The 18720-nt window shown below is 42.0% G+C and carries 13 protein-coding genes and 1 riboswitch; of the genes, 2 read left to right on the top strand and 11 right to left on the bottom strand.

Annotation, left to right across the window (positions count from 1 at the left end; genetic code table 11):
- Window positions 1-27: 27 nt before the first annotated feature.
- Together QM738_RS18310 and QM738_RS18305 are read right to left on the bottom strand one after the other, a co-directional pair.
- On the bottom strand, window positions 28-1281 hold the full coding sequence (locus tag QM738_RS18310; RefSeq protein WP_462278182.1) for a homoserine dehydrogenase: 1254 nt from the start codon (window positions 1279-1281) through the stop codon (window positions 28-30).
- A gap of 151 nt (window positions 1282-1432) precedes the next feature.
- Window positions 1433-1546: riboswitch (SAM riboswitch) on the bottom strand.
- A gap of 67 nt (window positions 1547-1613) precedes the next feature.
- A complete protein-coding gene (locus QM738_RS18305) occupies window positions 1614-2171 on the bottom strand; it encodes a hypothetical protein (RefSeq protein WP_462278181.1) in 558 nt (185 codons plus the stop codon).
- Window positions 2172-2551: 380 nt separating this feature from the next.
- Here QM738_RS18305 and uvrA point away from each other — a divergent pair, with 380 nt between their 5' ends.
- Complete coding sequence (gene uvrA / locus QM738_RS18300; RefSeq protein ID WP_462278180.1) at window positions 2552-5419, top strand: excinuclease ABC subunit UvrA; 2868 nt, start codon at window positions 2552-2554, stop codon at window positions 5417-5419.
- A gap of 552 nt (window positions 5420-5971) precedes the next feature.
- On the opposite strand, the gene QM738_RS18295 is transcribed toward uvrA, so the two are convergent.
- The 9 genes from QM738_RS18295 to aspS form a co-directional block, all read right to left on the bottom strand.
- Entirely contained in the window at window positions 5972-6970 is a 999-nt protein-coding gene (locus QM738_RS18295; RefSeq protein ID WP_462278179.1) for a hypothetical protein, read from the bottom strand.
- Window positions 6971-7114: 144 nt separating this feature from the next.
- Window positions 7115-7564 (bottom strand): GNAT family N-acetyltransferase, encoded by a 450-nt coding sequence (locus QM738_RS18290; protein ID WP_462278178.1) that lies wholly within the window; start codon window positions 7562-7564, stop codon window positions 7115-7117.
- A 119-nt stretch (window positions 7565-7683) separates the two neighbouring features.
- Entirely contained in the window at window positions 7684-8076 is a 393-nt protein-coding gene (locus tag QM738_RS18285; protein WP_462278177.1) for a group III truncated hemoglobin, read from the bottom strand.
- Between the two features lie 6 nt (window positions 8077-8082).
- The gene (locus QM738_RS18280) at window positions 8083-9375 is read right to left on the bottom strand and encodes a hypothetical protein (protein WP_462278176.1); all 1293 of its coding nucleotides are present in this window, start codon (window positions 9373-9375) and stop codon (window positions 8083-8085) included.
- A gap of 23 nt (window positions 9376-9398) precedes the next feature.
- Window positions 9399-10658: a replication-associated recombination protein A gene (locus tag QM738_RS18275; protein ID WP_462278175.1), complete on the bottom strand. Its 1260-nt coding sequence runs from the start codon at window positions 10656-10658 to the stop codon at window positions 9399-9401.
- Between the two features lie 91 nt (window positions 10659-10749).
- Entirely contained in the window at window positions 10750-11655 is a 906-nt protein-coding gene (locus QM738_RS18270) for an alpha/beta hydrolase fold domain-containing protein (protein ID WP_462278174.1), read from the bottom strand.
- Window positions 11656-11723: 68 nt separating this feature from the next.
- Window positions 11724-12215: a hypothetical protein gene (locus tag QM738_RS18265; protein WP_462278173.1), complete on the bottom strand. Its 492-nt coding sequence runs from the start codon at window positions 12213-12215 to the stop codon at window positions 11724-11726.
- 164 nt (window positions 12216-12379) lie between these two features.
- Window positions 12380-12847, bottom strand: a complete 468-nt coding sequence (locus QM738_RS18260) for a hypothetical protein (protein ID WP_462278172.1) — start codon at window positions 12845-12847, stop codon at window positions 12380-12382.
- Between the two features lie 105 nt (window positions 12848-12952).
- Window positions 12953-14782: an aspartate--tRNA ligase gene (gene aspS / locus QM738_RS18255; protein WP_462278171.1), complete on the bottom strand. Its 1830-nt coding sequence runs from the start codon at window positions 14780-14782 to the stop codon at window positions 12953-12955.
- Between the two features lie 176 nt (window positions 14783-14958).
- Here aspS and QM738_RS18250 point away from each other — a divergent pair, with 176 nt between their 5' ends.
- Window positions 14959-18708, top strand: a complete 3750-nt coding sequence (locus tag QM738_RS18250) for a DUF3857 domain-containing protein (protein ID WP_462278170.1) — start codon at window positions 14959-14961, stop codon at window positions 18706-18708.
- Window positions 18709-18720: the final 12 nt, after the last annotated feature.

The raw sequence follows: 18720 nt of genomic DNA, 5'->3' as shown, positions 1-18720 counted from the left end.
ACGTTGCCAGTATCATAATTTATGCTGTTATACCACCCCCGCCAGTTCTAAACTGCGTTTACTGATCTTTTTATAATCAATATTCTCAATGATGGCATCCGGGTAGAGTATCAACGAAACGCCGGCCTGTTTCCACCAGTCGGTTTCAAATAATTTAGTTGCATGTATCACGCCGGTAAGCCAGCTGAACTTGAATTCGTTGTGCCATTCTTCTATCCATTCAAAAGCATCTTTGTTCAGTTTAGCAATAGCATCCACGCTTACAAATACTTTTAAATAAAAATCATTGCTTAATTGTGTGTCTGTCTGGTGGTGTATCTTTTTATACTCATATTTATAATCGTACCGCAGGGCAGATATATCACTCAATACTGCAGAGGCAGTAGGGAAGGCGCCTGCACCCTTGCCTTTAAAGAAATGCTTATCCGAAAAAGTGCTTTCCGTTGTTACTGCGTTAAACTCATTCTTTACATGATACAGGTCATCCGTATTGGCCACGAACTGTGGCAGTAAAAATGCAGCCAGCTTGCCATTGCTTAGTTTTTGTGCATTGGCCACCAGCTTGATGGCATAATTTTTTTCTTTGGCAACGATAGCATCATTCAAAGAGATATTTTCAATACCATTAAAGATGAATGCTTCCGGCTTGGTTACCACACCAAAAGAGTGCGCCAGAAGAATGGCCAGTTTATTGGCGGCATCAAAACCACCGATATCCAGCTTGGGATTGCTTTCGGCAAAGCCCAGCTGCTGTGCCAGTAACAATGCTGCATCAAATTCCAGCTGCTCGTCGAATATCTTGCTTAAAATAAAATTGGTGGAACCATTGATGATACCCCTGATGGATTGCAGCAGGTCGTTATCATAATATTCTTCCAGGTTGCGGATGATGGGCATACTGGCGCAGCAACTGGCTTCGTATAAAAATGGCGTGTTGTATTGTTCCTGTAGCTGCAATAATTCTTCAAAATGTTCGGCGATCATTTTTTTATTGGCGCTTACCACGGCCTTGCCATTTTGCAAAGCTGTCTTTACAATTTCAAATGCGGCGGCAGAATCATCTATCAGTTCCACTATCACGTTAATATCCGTATCGTTCAGCAACACTTGTGCATCGGTGGTAAAATGTTCTGCTGCAATACTTCTTTTTTTATCTGCATTTTTAATGCAGATCTTTTTAATGGACGATTGCAGCGTAGGCGTGCTGTGCAATACATCATATAATCCTTTCCCTACCACGCCAAAGCCAAAGAGGCCGATGTTTAATTGATTGGTTGACATCCTGAATTGTTGAATTGTTTGATTGATAAATTGTTTTTGCAATTATCAAGAAAGGAGTTGCTGCGTGCTGTAGGCCCGTAAAACAAAAAAGCTCATCCGTAAATCAGATGAGCTTTTAATATTTTGATGAAGATATTTAGGCTGTATATCTGACTTATCTGTCTCGCCTGGGGCGAGATGGAATTGGCACCTTTTTCACACCATAGATGTGAAGAGGTTGTCAAGGCTTCATCGGGCCATTACCCTCTGCCTTTCTTGATAAGAATATTTAAAGAACTGTTGCAAAGATACGACGACGGTGTAAGATCGTCAAATAAAATATTGCTAAAACATCAGTCATTGCTTTTCAGGTTCTTATCCAGCCACTCCTGTTGCGAGGCGGCGGACAATTCCATCGTTACTGCTGCAGCAATTTTGTTTTGCCCTTTGATGATCGATTTGGTTACCAGGCTGTGCTCTATCACTTCATCTTCCTTCATGCCCAGCATTTTCATCAGTGGCAGCATTTTTTCGCTGCCAAAATGTTTGAACAAGGGTTCGTCCATAGCGCTGTATACCACTATTTTTTTTACCGGCCAGTGTTCCACCAGCGCCAGCTCCTTGCTGTGCATAGGAAAATGCTCGGTAAACACGGGTAAATGATCGCCCAGCATAGCGCTGTGAAAATTCTTTACATCCATCACTTTCAATTCATCAAGCCCCTGCTGCTGAAATGCTTCGCGGAATTTTTTTAAGGTGTCTGCAAACCAGCAAAGAAAGATGGTGCCGGGCTGCTCCTTCGCCAATGCTGCGCAGGCTTTGATCTTTGCTGCGGTGGTCATATAGGTCCTGTCGGTAAAAATGCTGTCCGGTGCTTCGTCTTCCTTCTTGCCAAATAAATTGAATAACATGCTGTTGATTTGAAGCGCAAGTTACTAAAACAATGGCAGCAGGATGAGTGGCTATTAAACTAAGTTGCAAGGGCAGGGGAGGGGTTATGATAATAATGTATAAGGGGCAACTAACCGGAAGCTATCCGAAGGAAGTCCGAAGGATGTGCGGGAGAAGGAAGGAGTTGGTGTACGGTTGCTTTGCTTCATCTAGGGCGTAACTACGACACATCCACGGTGTAACTACAAGGTAAGTAGCAGGTAGGATTGAAGTAAAATAGCTGTACAGGTGAATAAATAATGCTTATACCGGCTGCTGTAATAAAACACCCGATTTTTGTACTATCAATAAAAACTAAATTGTTTAGTTTTTTGTATATCTTTACAGCAAGTAAGTACAAATGGCGAAAAAAGAAAAGACTTCCGTTCCGGAAGCGATCAGCAACGATTTTATAGAGGTTTTTGGTGCAAGGGAACATAACCTGAAGGATATTGATATCAAAATTCCCAAGAACCAACTGGTAGTGTTTACCGGTGTAAGCGGCAGTGGTAAATCATCACTGGCTTTTGATACCGTGTACAACGAAGGGCAGCGCCGGTATATGGAAAGTTTCAGTGCCTATGCAAGGCAGTTTGTAGGCGATATGGAACGGCCCGATGTGGATAAGATCACCGGGCTTTCGCCGGTTATTTCCATTGAACAGAAGACCACCAATAAAAATCCCCGCAGTACGGTGGGTACGGTTACAGAGATCTACGATTTTCTGCGCCTGTTATATGCAAGGGTGGGAGAAGCCTTTAGTTATAACACGGGCAAAAAAATGGTGAAGTTCAGTGAAGAAGAAATTGTAACGGCCATTTTTGATAAATACAGCAATAAAAAAATAAACTTACTGGCGCCGCTGGTAAGAGGAAGAAAAGGACATTACCGGGAGTTGTTTGAAGAGATGCGCAAAAAAGGATTTTTAAAAGTGCGGGTGGATGGTGAAGTGAAGGACCTGGTGCCCAAAATGCAGGTGGACCGTTATAAGATACATGATATTGAACTGGTGGTGGACCGCCTGCCGGTGAATGATGATATGCGGGTGCGCCTGAGCCAGAGCGTACAAAAAACTTTGCAACTGGGTAAAGATCTTTTGTTTTTATTAATAGAAGGCAGTGATAAAGTGGTACAGTTCAGTAAACAACTGATGTGTATCGATACCGGCATCAGTTATGAAGAACCTTCGCCCAATGCTTTTTCATTCAACAGTCCTTATGGCGCCTGCCCTACCTGCAAGGGATTGGGCAATGTGTACACCATTGATATGGATGAAGTGCTGCCCGATAAAAGCAAGAGTGTAAAGGATGGCGCCATTGTACCGTTGGGTGAAGAAAGGGAAGCCAGTGTATTTCAGCAGGTGGTGCAGTTTGCCAAAAAGCATAAGATAAATTTAGATAAACCTTTAAAGGATCTGCCGCAATCGCAGGTGGACCTGTTATTATACGGCGACCAGGGTATTAACGGCGACCTGAGCCTGGATCTTAGTGATGAGACCGTGCCGATGGAATATACCGGCAGTTACGAGGGCATTATCCCGATGCTGAAAAGATGGTTCTCATCGCCCAGCAGTAATGAAGGACTGCGGGCATGGGTGGAAGGATATATGCAATTGGCCACCTGCACAACGTGCGGGGGTACACGATTAAAGAAAGAAAGCCTTTGGTTTAAAGTGGATAACCGCAATATTGCCGAACTGAGCGATATGAACCTGGATAATTTAGCCGCTTGGTTTGATGGTATTGAATTGCGCTTAAGCAATAAACAAAATGCCATTGCCAAAGATGTGCTGAAGGAAATAAGAGAGCGGTTACAATTTTTACTGGATGTAGGATTGACCTATCTTACTTTGGGCCGTGCTTCCAGAACATTGAGTGGCGGCGAATCGCAGCGTATACGCCTGGCCACACAGATAGGCTCGCAGCTGCAGGGCATTACCTATATTTTGGATGAGCCGAGTATTGGTTTGCACCAAAGAGATAATCAACGATTAATTACTGCACTGCAGAACCTGCGGGATATTGGCAACAGCGTGCTGGTGGTGGAGCATGATAAGGATATTATGCTGGCGGCGGATTACCTGGTGGATATCGGGCCGAAAGCGGGTAAGCATGGGGGTCAGATCGTAAGCGAGGGTAGTCCTGAATTTGTAGTAAGATCCAATTCGGATACAGCGCAATACTTAAGCGGTAAAAAAAATATCGAGATACCTAAGGAGCGGAGAAAGGGTAATGGAAAATTCATTGAGCTGAATGGTGTAACGGGTAATAACCTGCGCAATGTGTCGGTAAAATTTCCATTGGGTAAACTGGTGCTGGTTACGGGCGTGAGCGGCAGCGGAAAATCTACCTTGATCAATGAAACGTTGTATCCATTACTGAGCAAGTATTGTTATAATTCAAAAGCCAACCCCATGCCTTATAAATCTATAAAGGGTATGGAGGAGATCGATAAAGTGATAGAGATCGATCAATCGCCGATTGGGCGTACGCCAAGGAGTAATCCTGCTACTTACTGTGGTTTCTTTACTGATATAAGAACATTATTTGCAACGGTGCCCGAAGCAAAGATCCGTGGCTATAATGCCGGCCGTTTTTCTTTTAATGTAAAAACCGGCCGTTGCGATGTGTGCGAAGGCGGCGGCATGCGGGTAATAGAAATGAATTTTTTACCCGATGTATATGTGCATTGCGAAAAATGCAATGGCAAAAGATACAACCGCGAAACACTGGAGATACGCTATAAGGGAAAAAGCATCAGCGATGTATTGGATATGACGGTGGATGAAGCGGTGGAATTTTTCCAGGCAGTGCCATATATCTACCGAAAGATAAAAGTGCTGCAGGAAGTGGGATTGGGTTATATCACTTTAGGCCAAAGCGCTGTAACACTCAGTGGGGGAGAAGCACAGCGTGTAAAACTGTCTACTGAGTTAGGTAAAAAAGATACGGGTAAAACATTTTATATACTGGATGAACCTACAACCGGTTTACATTTCCAGGACATACAGCATTTGCTGGAAGTATTGTATAAACTGGTGGACAGAGGTAATACCGTATTAGTGATAGAACATAATATGGATGTGATAAAAGTAGCGGATCATATTATTGATATCGGCCCCGAAGGTGGTGATGGCGGCGGAAAAGTTTTGTACGAAGGCGTACCCGAAGGATTGATAAAAGTAAAAGAAAGTTTTACCGGAAAATTTTTAGCGCCGGAATTAAAGTAATAGCTACTGCGTAGCTTTTTTGTGGCCACGGATTACACGGATTTTCACGGATGGTATTTTAATCAGTGTTAATTCATGCAATCCGTGGCTGTTTTAATTCGCAAAGTGAATGTATAGTTCTTTATTGAAAGGAATTTGCACTGACAGTATTATAATCCGTGTTAATCTGTGTAATCCGTGGCCAACTGAATTCACGAAGTGAATTATTTATAAAATAAAAAATCCACGCACAGGCATGGATTCTTTATGAGAAATGATTACAAGCACAGAAAATTAGTTCAAAGGATAGTAACGAAATCTTTAAGATTGTGGTTTCAGGGGTAGCAAAGAAAATAAATATCTTCCTTGGTATCCTCGGGGGCTGACTTCTGTTGTATCACTTTGTACTACATACTCTTTAGATCGCGATCTTTATAATTTTACGTAGTGTAAGATCAAAAACATGCAGGTTGCGAAAATAAATGCTGCTTTTAATGTTACCGGGTTGATGTGTAAATTGTTGTTCATAATATTGGTTTTTATGGATATTGATATTAAGACGCTGTTATACGCTTAGTAAACCGATGGACACCTTGTCTGCCTTGCTGCACTTCTTGCAAATGAGCTTTCATAAATGGGTCCTAACCTGAATCCTACTTTCAACACCACTGAAAAATAAGTATCGTTATTCTTCAGGTCACCACGCTGTGAACCTTCGGGCCACCTTGTCATACCAGGGTAAATGATACCGATGGTCTTATCATATAACTTAGTTGCTAAAGAAGCTGTTTGCGCAGGCATATATTTTGCAAAGTTCTTGGGATCTACATATTTCTTGCTCACATCATCAATATAATCAGTGAATGTTTTACGGTATAAAAACTCAGCACCGATATTTACCCTGTCTGATACAAAGAATTTTAAACCACCACCATACAATACATTCAATTGTGTAAGCTGGTAAGGTTTGCTGTAAGGATATTCCACCATGCCTTCACCTTCTGTCCTCAATGGGTGCAGGTAATACCATGTTTTATTGCCATTGGCTGCAGTTAAAGAGCCTTGTGGATTAAAGTGGAACATGCCGGCACCGATCAAACCATAAGGCCTTAACCTTGGTTCGTTCTCCGGGTCGTTGCTGAAGATCATGGTTGGATAAACTTCCAGTGAACCATTCAGTTCGGTAACATTAGTACGGAAGTCGAGGTTACGTTGTTTACGCCACAATTCGTTGATACCGGTGGTATTGATCGAAGCGTCATCACCTTCCAGGTAAGTTAAGCTGGCAGCCAGTCTTAAGCCCACCCATTTATTGGGATACATAGTTATATATGCACCCTTCATTAATTTGGTAAATTCTAAATTAAGGTCTTTTAAGTTGTTGGTACCCTTACCGGCGTTACCACCGAGGTCGCCTAAGAAGAAACTGGGGCCGAAATTTACGCCAACTTCCCATTTTATCTTTTCGTTGCCGAAGATAATGCCCTGGGCGTTTGACCTGCTGGAGAGAGCAGTGCAAGTCATTAAAAGCAGTGCAGCTTTAGCAGCAAATTTGGGTAAACTTGGTTTCATCAGAATTCAGATTTTGTGTTTTTCTACAGATTTGGATCGGGAGATGGTGTTTTATAAGCCTGCAAATGAATGCGTACGAATAAAATTGCCACCTGACTGAATATTAACGGAGGCTTTTGTTAAATATTGTTAGGGCTGTTAGAATTATTTTGTCAACAACATCTCAATGTGGGGGATATTATCTTCGAGGTATTCTTCGCTGCACTGCACAAAACCAAGGCTTTCGTAGAATTTTTTCAGGTACAGCTGGGCGCCGATCTTTATGTTATTACAATTGAATTGTTGAAAAGTATGTGCAATGCTTAATTCCATCAGTTGCCGGCCGGCACCGCCACCACGATACCTGGGTGACGTAACAACACGACCGATGCTGGCTTCGGCATAGGAAATTCCCTGCGGAATTATACGAGTGTACGCGGCAAGGTCAGTTCCGCTCCATCCCATGAAATGTAAACTTTTCTGATCTTTATTATCAGCATCCTGGTAGGGGCAATTCTGTTCCAGCACAAAAACTTCGTTGCGCAATTGTAAAATGGCGTAGAGTTCTGCCGTGGTGAGTTCCTCAAATTTTTTAAGTTGCCAGTTTAGTTGCATAGTGCCCCTGTCCCCTAAAGGGGAACTTAGTTTGTTAGGTTATTAATAAATAGATATACTATTCAATTCGATTTCTTCTTTCGTTTCTTTATTTCTTTCTTAGCGCCTTTGCGTGGAAACTACAGCACAGAATGTTTATCATTTTCTTTATTCATTTTCAGCAGCATGATATCTGCTATGCCCTTTGCCCTGGTTTTTGCAAGTGTTGCAGTTTTACCTGCAAATAGTTCATCAATGGTGCTGTTGAATAATTGCAGCCAGCTGCTGAAATGTTGCTGCTGCAACGGTACTTTTTTATTCAGATCATAATGCACTTCCATCGCGTTCTTTTTATATACAGGATTGTCGAGCAAAATGGTTTCCCAAAAATCAACGATCACAGGTATATGATGCGACCAGTCCATCTGCACTACGTCGGTAAAAATAAAACCAATAGTAGCATCCTGTTTTACCTTTTCATAAAACTGAATGATCAGTTGTTCTATATCCGCCCTGCTCTCAATATCTCTCATTGCATATTATTTTAAATAAGGCAGTACCTCTTTAAGGCTTACCGGTTTTTGCTGATCATCTATTTCAAATACCACCACATAGCCATCGGCGCCGCCCGCTTTTTTTACCGCATCTACCAGCAACTGCTGATCGCTGATGGTTCTTGTTCCATCAATGCCGCTCCATATTTCTCTGGTGCATAAACAACCGGCGGTTGGCGTATAAGGATAATAGGTTTGGCCTTTGTAATAATCAGGGTCCACCGTGGTACCATGCGCAATGATCTCGGTACGGCCAATAGCGCTGGCATAATAAGTGCCTGTAAGCGGATGGTATTTTTGTAACGCCTCCGGAAGTAACTGCAGGTATCGTTCAGGTGTCCACGCAGAATCTTTAATAGTGCTGTCTTTTAAAAAATGCTGTACTGATGTTTCGTAAGGCATGGTCAATTGTAAATTTTCAGTAGGACCCAGTGCGGCGCTTTTACTTACTGCAAATCCATACATCCTGAAAATGCCCTGCGGTGTGTTGCCGTTGGTGATATAACCCGGCATATTGGTGATGCTTCTTGCCAGTTGGGGCACTGCAAAAAAGCTATCGTTCGCATTCTTTATAAAATTGCCATTTCTGTCCCTTACAATAACCAGCCCGGGATAATTGCGGTTCTTCCGCTGTATGCTGAATACTACAATATTGTTTTTCAGAAAATCTTTATTCAGTAATTGTCCGGGTTTAAGTTTTATTTTAGCGTATTCTTTTTCTACTTTCTGCATCATTGGCCATAGCGTTTCGTATTGTATAAAAGATGCCATCACCGGGTTTTCAAAACTATCAATAGGTGCTTTGTAAATTATTGAAACGATCCTGTCAAGATTTTTCAACGATCCATCTGCTCTTAATAAATAATTCGCACAAATGGCAAATACTTTTGCATTGCGTGTTTTTAAAAACAAGGTATTAATGTTGTCCCTGAATTCGGTAGTGTAATTGGTATACAGCAACTGCATCAATGCCTGCTGAAAACCACCGCTTCTTTTTTCAATATTTGTAAAAGCAGTTTTGATCTTCTCATTCACCCAGGGCTGCTTATAACCGATCAGTTCCATAGCGTCAAAAGCATCTTCCCAGTACGCTTCTGTACTGTCGCTTAATGGCACCGATAAATTTTCAATGATGGAATACTTTAGAGTACTGTTGTACGCTTTTTCCCTGTTTGCTTTGATGCCCCCTTTAAATACAGGTACCGGGCCGGTTTGCGCAGTACCAGTTATTGTTATTGCCAGCAATAAACAAACTATATTAAGTGGTAATAATTTCATTAATACAAAGTAACGTGTTGGGTTTAATAGCCGTATTTGTTTTTCCATAATGATCTCAAATGCTTTCTCAGTTCTTCCTCTCTTGCATTGGCGCCGGGATCGTAGAATGCTGTGCCTTTGATATCATCGGGTAAATATTCCTGTGGCGAAAAATTGTTTTCGTAGTTGTGCGAATATTCATAACCTTTTCCATAGCCTTCTTTCTTCATCAGCTTAGTGGGTGCATTGCGGATGTGCAGTGGCACGGGCAGATCCCCATTTTGTTTTACTGCACTCATAGCGGCGCCAATGGCTACCGTAGCAGAATTGCTTTTTGCACTGGAGGCTAAATAAATGGCGCACTGCGATAGTATCAATTGACTTTCGGGATAGCCAATTTTATTTACGGCGTCAAATGTTGCATTAGCCAGTAACAGTGCATTGGCGTTGGCATTGCCAATGTCTTCACTGGCCAGTATCAGCATGCGCCTTGCAATGAATTTTACATCTTCGCCACCTTCAATCATGCGGGCCAGCCAGTATACTGCCGCATTCGGGTCGCTGCCCCTGATGGATTTTATGAATGCCGAAATGATATCATAATGCTGTTCGCCTTTTTTATCGTAGAGGGCTATACGCTGTTGCGCAATTTCCATTACCACATCATCTGTTATCACTGCTTTATTGCCGAGTGTATCGGTCACCAGTTCAAAAAGGTTCAATAGTTTTCTTGCATCACCACCCGAAATATTGATCAATGCTTCGGTTTCTTTTAATTCAATTTTTTTTGTTTGTAAAACCTCGTCAGTTTTAATGGCATGCTGTAACAAAGCCACCAGGTCTTTTTCATCCAGTGCTTTTAAAATATACACCTGCGTTCTGCTCAGCAATGCGCTGTTCACTTCAAATGAAGGGTTTTCGGTGGTGGCACCGATCAATGTAATGATGCCTTTTTCAACAGCGCCCAGCAATGCATCCTGCTGGCCTTTATTAAAGCGGTGTATCTCATCAATGAACAGGATGACATTGCTTTGTTTTTTTGCCAGGTCAATTACTTCCCGCACTTCTTTTACACCACTGCTGATGGCGCTTAATGTATAAAAAGGAACTTGTAATGTGTTGGCAATAATATTGGCGATGGTGGTCTTGCCCACGCCCGGTGGTCCCCATAATATCATGCTGGGTACTTTGCCGGCCTCTATTGCTTTGCGTAAAATACTTCCCTTACCGGTAAGGTGTTGCTGCCCCGTCAGTTCATCCAGCGATGTGGGGCGTAAGCGTTCGGCAAGTGGGGGAAGATTCATGCTGCAAATTTACCGTAAAATAGATGACAGCACGATAAGTTATGTAGGGAAGCAATAAATGTTATAACAATTTTACCAGTATAGTAAAATATCAAGGCACATTCGCAGTAATGAATGCCTGTATATTATTAAAGGCATCTTTGTAGATCGCATCGCCCCAGTCGTCGCCATGGCCTTTGCCGGGATACAATACATATTGATTGACCGTGCCCACAGCTGTTAATTTATTTTTTACAGCCACCGATTGTGTGGGACTTACCAGCGGATCGTTACTGCCATGCAATAAAATGGTGGGGGCCGAGCCTGCCACAATAAAGTTTACAGGACTGGAGCTGGTATAGATCGCTGCATTGCTGGTGGGTGTGGCACCAATGGTTTGCGCCAGCACCAGCTGTGTAACAGTGGGGCTGGGGCCTACAGGATTATTGTACATATCTGTAAGATCGCTTGGACCAAACAGCGATACGATGGCTTTGGGTTTTAATGGTGTGGCGTATTTGTAACCCTGCAACATGGCCAGGTGTGCGCCGGCGCTTTCGCCAATAAAAATATATTTGTCGCCGATAAGATAAGTGGCCGCATGATCGTAAATGAACTGTACCGCCGTTTTTATATCATTTTCCTGCGTGGGAAAAAGATTGGCCGTGCCGGTGGAAAGCCGATAATTGATATTGAAAATTGCATAACCGGGAAAACGTGTTTTTAAAGTATCGGTGATGATCATGCCATACTGCAAAGTGCTCAGGTCTTTTTTATCGCCACCGCTCCAGGCGCCGCCATGTATCAATACTATTACTTTGGTACTGGCGGTAGTGCGGCCTGCGGGCAAATAGATATCCATCTTTTGCGCAGCATCCGATCCATAACTTACATCGGGGAGTGTTTGTGCAGTGGCGGGAGTAGGGCTGGTACCTCCACCGTCATCCACTTTAGGTTTACTACAGGAAGAAAAAAATGAAATAACTACAACGAGGGGGAGCAGTTTACGTGATTTCATACATGCAGTTTTTTTGATAACGAAAAGATAAGAAGAATAGTGTAAAAATAAAAAGCCAGTGCTTTTATTTAACTGTTTTCATTTTTTCCTAAATCAGCAATGATACCGGTAAGTTGTTTTTTAACCTGGTTTCGAATGACCCAATAGGCAATGCACAGATAGCTTGAAGTTATGCATATAGCCATAATAATCAGGTCTGTTACTATCCCTCTATTAAGTGCAGGAAATCTATAAGTAAAATAATTCTTTATCTGATCAATAGAAAGCCAGATCAGGAAAATTGTAAATAACGTAACGATGACAGCAAAAATTGGCCCGATAAGCCTTGAGCTATCCGATAACGGAAGCCCATACTTGAGTGCTTTAATGAGTTTATAACAAAAAAAGGAGAATGAAAAAACAATGATGAGCGTTATTCCGAAAAATATAAATACACTCCAGTCTTGTTCAAAACTAACGTAAGCGATACCAAAAAAATCCCATAACCTATTAATCATAAAAGCAATCCACAATGCAATATTCACAGTATTTACTATGCCGAATAATCTTTTGTTTTTCACCGAAAGGTAATTTTACGTATAGTTCATCAAACTGCTTATAGTCAGTTGTACTTAGCACAGAAAGAAGTAATTAAAAAAAGGGAGTGCAGTTTACGGGACTTCATACTTGCAGTTTTTTTGATAACGAAAAGGTAAGAAGAAAAAGTGTAACCGTTATAGCAAAATTATTTTCCAGCGGGAGTGAATGATTTTCTTATTTTAAAGGACAGCAGCAGGACAAGCAGTTGGCAAGGAAACAACAGTAAAAAGATTATTTTTTCAATACTGTTGACCGTCTTTCTTAATGCTGATGTTTTAAACAGATCATAATCGGTAGAAAAAATTACCTCCTTTAATTTTAACCATCTTGAGATCTCTTCCCAAAAACCGATGGCTGGTAATACACTTGCAAATAATCCAAAAATGACAACAGCAACAAGTAATTTTATTTTGGGGAACTTTAGATAATACAGCGCCAGTATAAAAAACACGAACATCAATAAGTAGTATGCGATAAAGAAGATAGCGATCCCTATTCCAAAATCTAAATTGAGCCCGCTTTTATCATCGGCTACAAGAAATTCGCAGCATCCAATGGAGATCAGCAGCAATATGCCGAGAAAACATAACCACCTGTAAACCGGTCTTAGCATAAATGCCTGCTTTGCGTATATAATAAAATACTGTCACAAGATACTTTCACAATTTCTTTGACCCCTTATAAAAAATGCCGGAGTATTTCGGCTCCGGCATTGCTACTAATTTTTAAGATTTAATTTTATCTGCAACTCATCAAACTGCTTATCATCAATGGTGCTTGGTGCATCTATCATCACATCGCGGCCACTGTTGTTTTTGGGGAAGGCGATAAAATCGCGGATGGTTTCGCTGCCGCCGATAATAGAACATAGGCGGTCGAAGCCAAAGGCAATACCACCGTGTGGCGGAGCGCCGTATTCAAATGCGCCCAGCAAAAATCCAAATTTATGCTGCTGCTCTTCCTTGTCCATGCCCAGTGCAGCAAACATTTTTTCCTGCAGCTCCCTTTCAAATATCCTGATAGAACCTCCGCCCACTTCATTACCATTCAGCACCAGGTCGTACGCATTGGCCTTGATATTGGCATAAGGATGTTTTAAATATTCAGCCGGGTTATCAATCACAGGGCTGTTGTTGATCATTTCTGCTATCTGCGATGGCTTAGGACTTGTAAAAGGATGATGGCGGGCCACCCAGCGGTTCTCTTCTTCTGCATATTCAAAAAGCGGGAAGTCGAGCACCCACAATAATTTAAACTCATCCGGCTTACGCATGCCTAACCTATCGGCCATGTACATACGAAGATCGCTGATGGCTTTTCTTGTTCTTTCTTCCGCACCTGCCAGTATCAAAATAAGATCGCCTGCTTTTGCAGCAGCCGCTTCGGCAATGGCTTTTAATTTTTCTTCGCTGTAGAATTTGTCCACGCTGCTTTTAAAAGTGCCGTCTGCATTGCATTTAATAAACACGAGGCCTTTCATGCCGATCTGCGGACGTTTTACCCATTCTGTTAATTCATCCGTTTGCTTGCGGGTATATTCGCTGCAACCGGGTACGGCAATGGCCACCACGGTTTCAGCATCATCAAACACACCAAAATTCGCGCCATCGATCAATGCTGACTGGTGTTGCTTTGTCGGGAATGTATGTGCCGGAAATTTAAGGTTGCAGATCTTTATCTCAAAACGGATATCCGGTTTGTCATTACCATAGTTCCACATCGCTTCTTCCCAGGTGGTGCGCTGTACTGTTTCGGAATAATCAATATTCTTTACGTCTTTAAAAATGCGTTTCACCAGGCCTTCAAACATGTTCAAAATATCTTCCTGCTCCACAAAACACATTTCGCAATCTATCTGTGTAAACTCCGGCTGCCTGTCGGCACGCAGGTCTTCATCCCGAAAGCATTTTACGATCTGGTAGTAACGGTCGTAGCCGCTCACCATTAATAATTGCTTAAAGGTTTGCGGGCTCTGCGGCAGTGCATAAAATTGTCCTGCATTCATCCTGCTGGGCACCACAAAATCCCTGGCGCCTTCCGGTGTACTTTTGATCAGGAAGGGCGTTTCAATATCCATGAAATTATTTTCGTGCAGGTAATTCCTGGTGCTTCTGCCTACGGCATAACGCAGTTCCAGGTTCTTTTTTACGATATTCCTGCGCAGGTCCAGGTAGCGGTATTTCATCCTCAGCTCATCGCCGCCATCAGTATCATCCTGTATGGAAAAGGGTGGCACGGCTGATTTATTGAGGATCTTAAAAGATGTTACCGTGATCTCAATATCGCCGGTTGGGATATTGGCGTTCTTGCTGCTGCGCTCGTTAACGGCGCCGTTTACCTGCAATACAAATTCCCTTCCTAAGGGATTGGCTTCCAGTTGTGTATTTAATGATTCGGAAAATAATAATTGCGTGATACCATAGCGGTCCCTCAGGTCAACAAAAGTGATGCTGCCGAATTTTCTTACGGTCTGTACCCATCCGGCAAGGGTTACGGTTTTGCTTACATCGGCCAGTCTTAATTCGCCACAGGTGTGAGTTCTGTACATATAATTTATAAAATTGAGCGGCAAATATACAAATTTAACAAGGGGCTTAAAAACTTTAATATAAGGCGTTCCTGCCTGCAATGGATACTATCAACCACTAAAATTCCGTTTAGTTATCGTCCTGATTTTATGGTATTAACAGAAAAACTTATTTTGCATCTACTAAAACCAGCTCGATGAAACTCTTACTGATCACCCTTTTTACAGCAATCAGCTGTATTTCTTTTGCACAAACATCTAAATATGAGGCCGCCTGGGCCGCTCTTGGAAAAAATGACCGGGCCACGGCAAGAACCTTATTGGCCGATGCCATGAAGGATAGCAAGAGCAGCCAGGATGCCTATATCACCAACCTGTATCTTGATTTTTATGATTCAAAGATCAGCCCCACCAGCTTTACCAATGATTTTTACAATAAGTACGAAAATGCCTATCCTTATATTTATTCGCTTTGGTTCAATGATGCTGTTGCGGGGAGCTACAGCAAAAAGAAACCTTTTCAGCTGGAACTGCTGAATAAATTACTGTCGGATGATAAAGCACCCGGTACATTACTGGCCGGCGCCGACTACCAGATGGGCATGCACTATATCTATTCCAACGAGATCAATAAAGCGAATAATTATTACAGCGGTATCAACAATATACAGAACTGGCAATATGTAGGACCTTTCGAGAATCTTTCTGAAAGCGGTTTCTTTAAAAGTTATGGACCGCTGGAAAATCCCGGACCGGATGCTGTATTTAAATCACTCTCCAATGCCGATGTTAAATGGTTTACTCCTGCCTACGAGATCAAAGATGGCTGGACGCCGGCCATTTACCAGTTCAACAGGGGTACAGCCGTGGTGTATGCACAGAATTTTGTTACATCTCCTTCCGATCAAACGGTGTTTTGTAATGTGGGTGTGAGCGGCTCTATCAAAGTATGGATCAATGATGAGCTGGTGATCAGCGAACCCAATGAAAGGGTTACCGAACTGGATACGTACACTGTAAAAGCCAATTTAAAAAAAGGTACTAACCGGGTGCTGGTACAGCTGGGCTTTTCAAGGCTGGACTATCCCAACTTTAACCTGCGCTTTACGGATGCCCGTTATCACCCGTTGCCCGATATAAAGGGATCGGCTGTATACGCTCCTTATCCAAAAGTTACCAATCCACAAAAATATACTGCCATACCGCATTTTGCAGAAGTGTTCTTTTTAGAAAAGATAGCAGCGGAGCCTGATAACCTGGTGAACTACCTGTTGCTAACAGATACGTATATGCGCAGTAAAAAAGTAAAAGAGGCAAGGGAGCTGATCACAAAGGCGCTTTCAAAGAGCCCGGGTAATTCGCTGTTGCGTATGAAATTACTGGAAGTACTTATAAAAGAAAATAACCGCACTTCGATGCTGGAAGAAACGGAAGAAATAAAGAAAGCAGATCCTGAAAGCCTTGTAGTGCTGGAACTGAAGATCAAGGAACTTTTGGAAAGTGAAAAATACGAGGATGTGGCTGAAGTACTGAAAAAAAGAATTGAACTGTTTGGCGAAGATGAGAATACAGCCAGCTATTCGCTTTTACTGCTGGTGAAGGAAAAGAAATTTGACCAGATGGTAAAGGATGCCGAAAGGATGTTTGAAAAATATCCCGGCAATTCCAAACTGCTTAAAATGATGTATGCTATTAAAAAAGAAGTATACAAGGATCAGAAGGCAGCATTAAAAGTATACGACGATTTTTTTAAGACCAATTACGATTACAGCGCTTATACCGATTATGCAGATGCACTGTCGGAATCCGGTAATACCAAAAAGGCTTTGGAAATAAGGCAGAAGCTGGCCAATTATTTTCCTTATGACCCGGGAGGGTTTTATAACCTGTCGAGATATTATTACGGGGTAAAAGATTATGATAATGCAAAAGAAGCTGTTCAGAAAGCATTGGCGCTTTCTCCCTATAACGAAAATTACCTGGAAGAACTGGGGGATATTGAAAACGAAAAAAAGAATACCAAGGGAGCAATGGACGCTTATGTGAATTCGCTTAAATACGATCCCAACCAGTACAACCTGATCAATAAAGTGCGCAAACTGGATGGTAAGTCGGAACTGTATAAACTGTTTCCCGAAACGGACCCGTATAAATATATTGCAGCAGATAATCCTGCGGATGTAAAAAATACGGACTATGGGTATTATTATATACTGAATGAAAAGAATGCGCTTTTATACCCCGGTGGTGCAACAGAAGAATATTGCACCCTCGTCATTAAGATCGTAAATGAAAAAGGAGTGGATGCTTATAAAGAATCATCTATCGGCTATAATAATAACCAGGACCTGTTGATCGATAAATCGGAAGTGGTAAAAAAGAATGGCGCCAAGATAGACGGGGAACGCAGCGGCAACGAAATTGTGTTCACCAACCTGGAAGCGGGAGATGTGATCGTTTTTAAATACAGGCTTCAAACCTTTGCGTATGGCAGGTTTGCCAAAGAGTTCTGGGATAAGTTCTATTTTACCAGCCATATTTATTCGGGGTTGACCAGTTATAATATACTGGTACCAGCCAACCAGGCTATTAAATACGAGTTCTTTAATTCGGATATCAAACCAGTGGTAACAGAGGTGGAGAATTTTAAAAAATACAGCTGGAGCCAGTCAAAGATACAGCCGCTGAAAAGTGAACAGCTGATGCCCGTTACTTCGGATGTGGGCAGTGTACTGCATATAACCACTTTGACCAACTGGAGCGAAATTGCCAACTGGTACAGTGATATCACCAATAATAAAGCCGACGAGGATTTTGAGGTACAGAAAGTGTATAAAAAAATATTTACTGATGCTGACAGCAAACTCAATGAATTTGCAAAAGCAAAGAAGATATACAATTACATTGAGTCCAATATCAGGTACAGTTCTGTTTCCTTCAGGCAGAGTAATTATGTACCACAGCGTGCTTCGGTAACGTTGACCACCAGGCTGGGTGATTGTAAAGATCTTTCGAGCCTGTTTGTTACACTGGCACAAATGGCCGGTATCAAGGCGCAGATGGTGCTGGTGGATACAAGGGACAATGGGCAGAAAGATATCATTCTGCCGGGTATTGAATTCAATCACTGTATTGTAAAAACAACACTGGACAATAAACCTTATTATATAGAACTGACGGATAACTACCTGCCTTTTGCAAGTATACCCAACGATCTTAACAGCGCCATCATACTGGAGATACCTTACAGGTCGGTTACCAGCAATGCAGAACTGAAATTGCTGAAAGCGGAGAACAGGACAAAGGATATGGTGAAACGTTTTATGGATATCAAGACCGATGGTGATAATCTGAATATTGCCGAAAAGACCATTAAATACGGACGGCAATCATCAAGTACCAGAAGTAACTACGGATCGCTGGAAAATGAAAAGCAGGTAACAGAACTGGAAAAAGTGATCGCCGGATCTTATAAGAATAATGTAAAACTTTCGAAAGTTCAGTTTTACGACCTCGATAAACTGAATGATTCGGTGGTGTATGAATATAATTATCGTGTAAAGGATGAAGTATCCGAAATAGGAACATTGAAGACCTTTAAAATGGTGTACCCCGATGTGGTGGCTTCACTGGATAATTTTTCTTCTGATACCCGTTCCTATCCTGTTGAGTACTGGTCGTACGAAGATGCGGATGCTTATGAAACAACTGTTACGATCACGGCACCTGCAGGTAAAAAATTTGTTGAGCTGCCGCAGAGTGAATCATTTGGTTTCCGCGATATGAAATTCAGTATTAAGTATACTTTAAAAGCGCCGGATAAATTAACGGTGGTAAGAACCTATTCCTGCAACAGGCAAAACCTTACTGCAGATGAATATCCTGCCTTTAAAAGCTTTTTTGAAAAGATCGTAAAGGCAGAACAGAAGTTCATTGCGTTTAAATAATAAGCTGCAATA

The sequence above is a fragment of the Ferruginibacter sp. genome, from assembly GCF_049840995.1.
GTDB lineage: Bacteria > Bacteroidota > Bacteroidia > Chitinophagales > Chitinophagaceae > Ferruginibacter.
This window is presented reverse-complemented; position numbering and strand designations above follow the sequence as displayed.

Excerpts from the sequence above, each read along its gene's own strand:
- QM738_RS18310 (WP_462278182.1), bottom strand. The coding sequence starts at position 1,281 with ATGTCAACCAATCAATTAAACATCGGCCTCTTTGGCTTTGGCGTGGTA.
- QM738_RS18305 (WP_462278181.1), bottom strand. The coding sequence starts at position 2,171 with ATGTTATTCAATTTATTTGGCAAGAAGGAAGACGAAGCACCGGACAGC.
- uvrA (WP_462278180.1), top strand. The coding sequence starts at position 2,552 with ATGGCGAAAAAAGAAAAGACTTCCGTTCCGGAAGCGATCAGCAACGAT.
- QM738_RS18295 (WP_462278179.1), bottom strand. The coding sequence starts at position 6,970 with ATGAAACCAAGTTTACCCAAATTTGCTGCTAAAGCTGCACTGCTTTTA.
- QM738_RS18290 (WP_462278178.1), bottom strand. The coding sequence starts at position 7,564 with ATGCAACTAAACTGGCAACTTAAAAAATTTGAGGAACTCACCACGGCA.
- QM738_RS18285 (WP_462278177.1), bottom strand. The coding sequence starts at position 8,076 with ATGAGAGATATTGAGAGCAGGGCGGATATAGAACAACTGATCATTCAG.
- QM738_RS18280 (WP_462278176.1), bottom strand. The coding sequence starts at position 9,375 with ATGAAATTATTACCACTTAATATAGTTTGTTTATTGCTGGCAATAACA.
- QM738_RS18275 (WP_462278175.1), bottom strand. The coding sequence starts at position 10,658 with ATGAATCTTCCCCCACTTGCCGAACGCTTACGCCCCACATCGCTGGAT.
- QM738_RS18270 (WP_462278174.1), bottom strand. The coding sequence starts at position 11,655 with ATGAAATCACGTAAACTGCTCCCCCTCGTTGTAGTTATTTCATTTTTT.
- QM738_RS18260 (WP_462278172.1), bottom strand. The coding sequence starts at position 12,847 with ATGCTAAGACCGGTTTACAGGTGGTTATGTTTTCTCGGCATATTGCTG.
- aspS (WP_462278171.1), bottom strand. The coding sequence starts at position 14,782 with ATGTACAGAACTCACACCTGTGGCGAATTAAGACTGGCCGATGTAAGC.
- QM738_RS18250 (WP_462278170.1), top strand. The coding sequence starts at position 14,959 with ATGAAACTCTTACTGATCACCCTTTTTACAGCAATCAGCTGTATTTCT.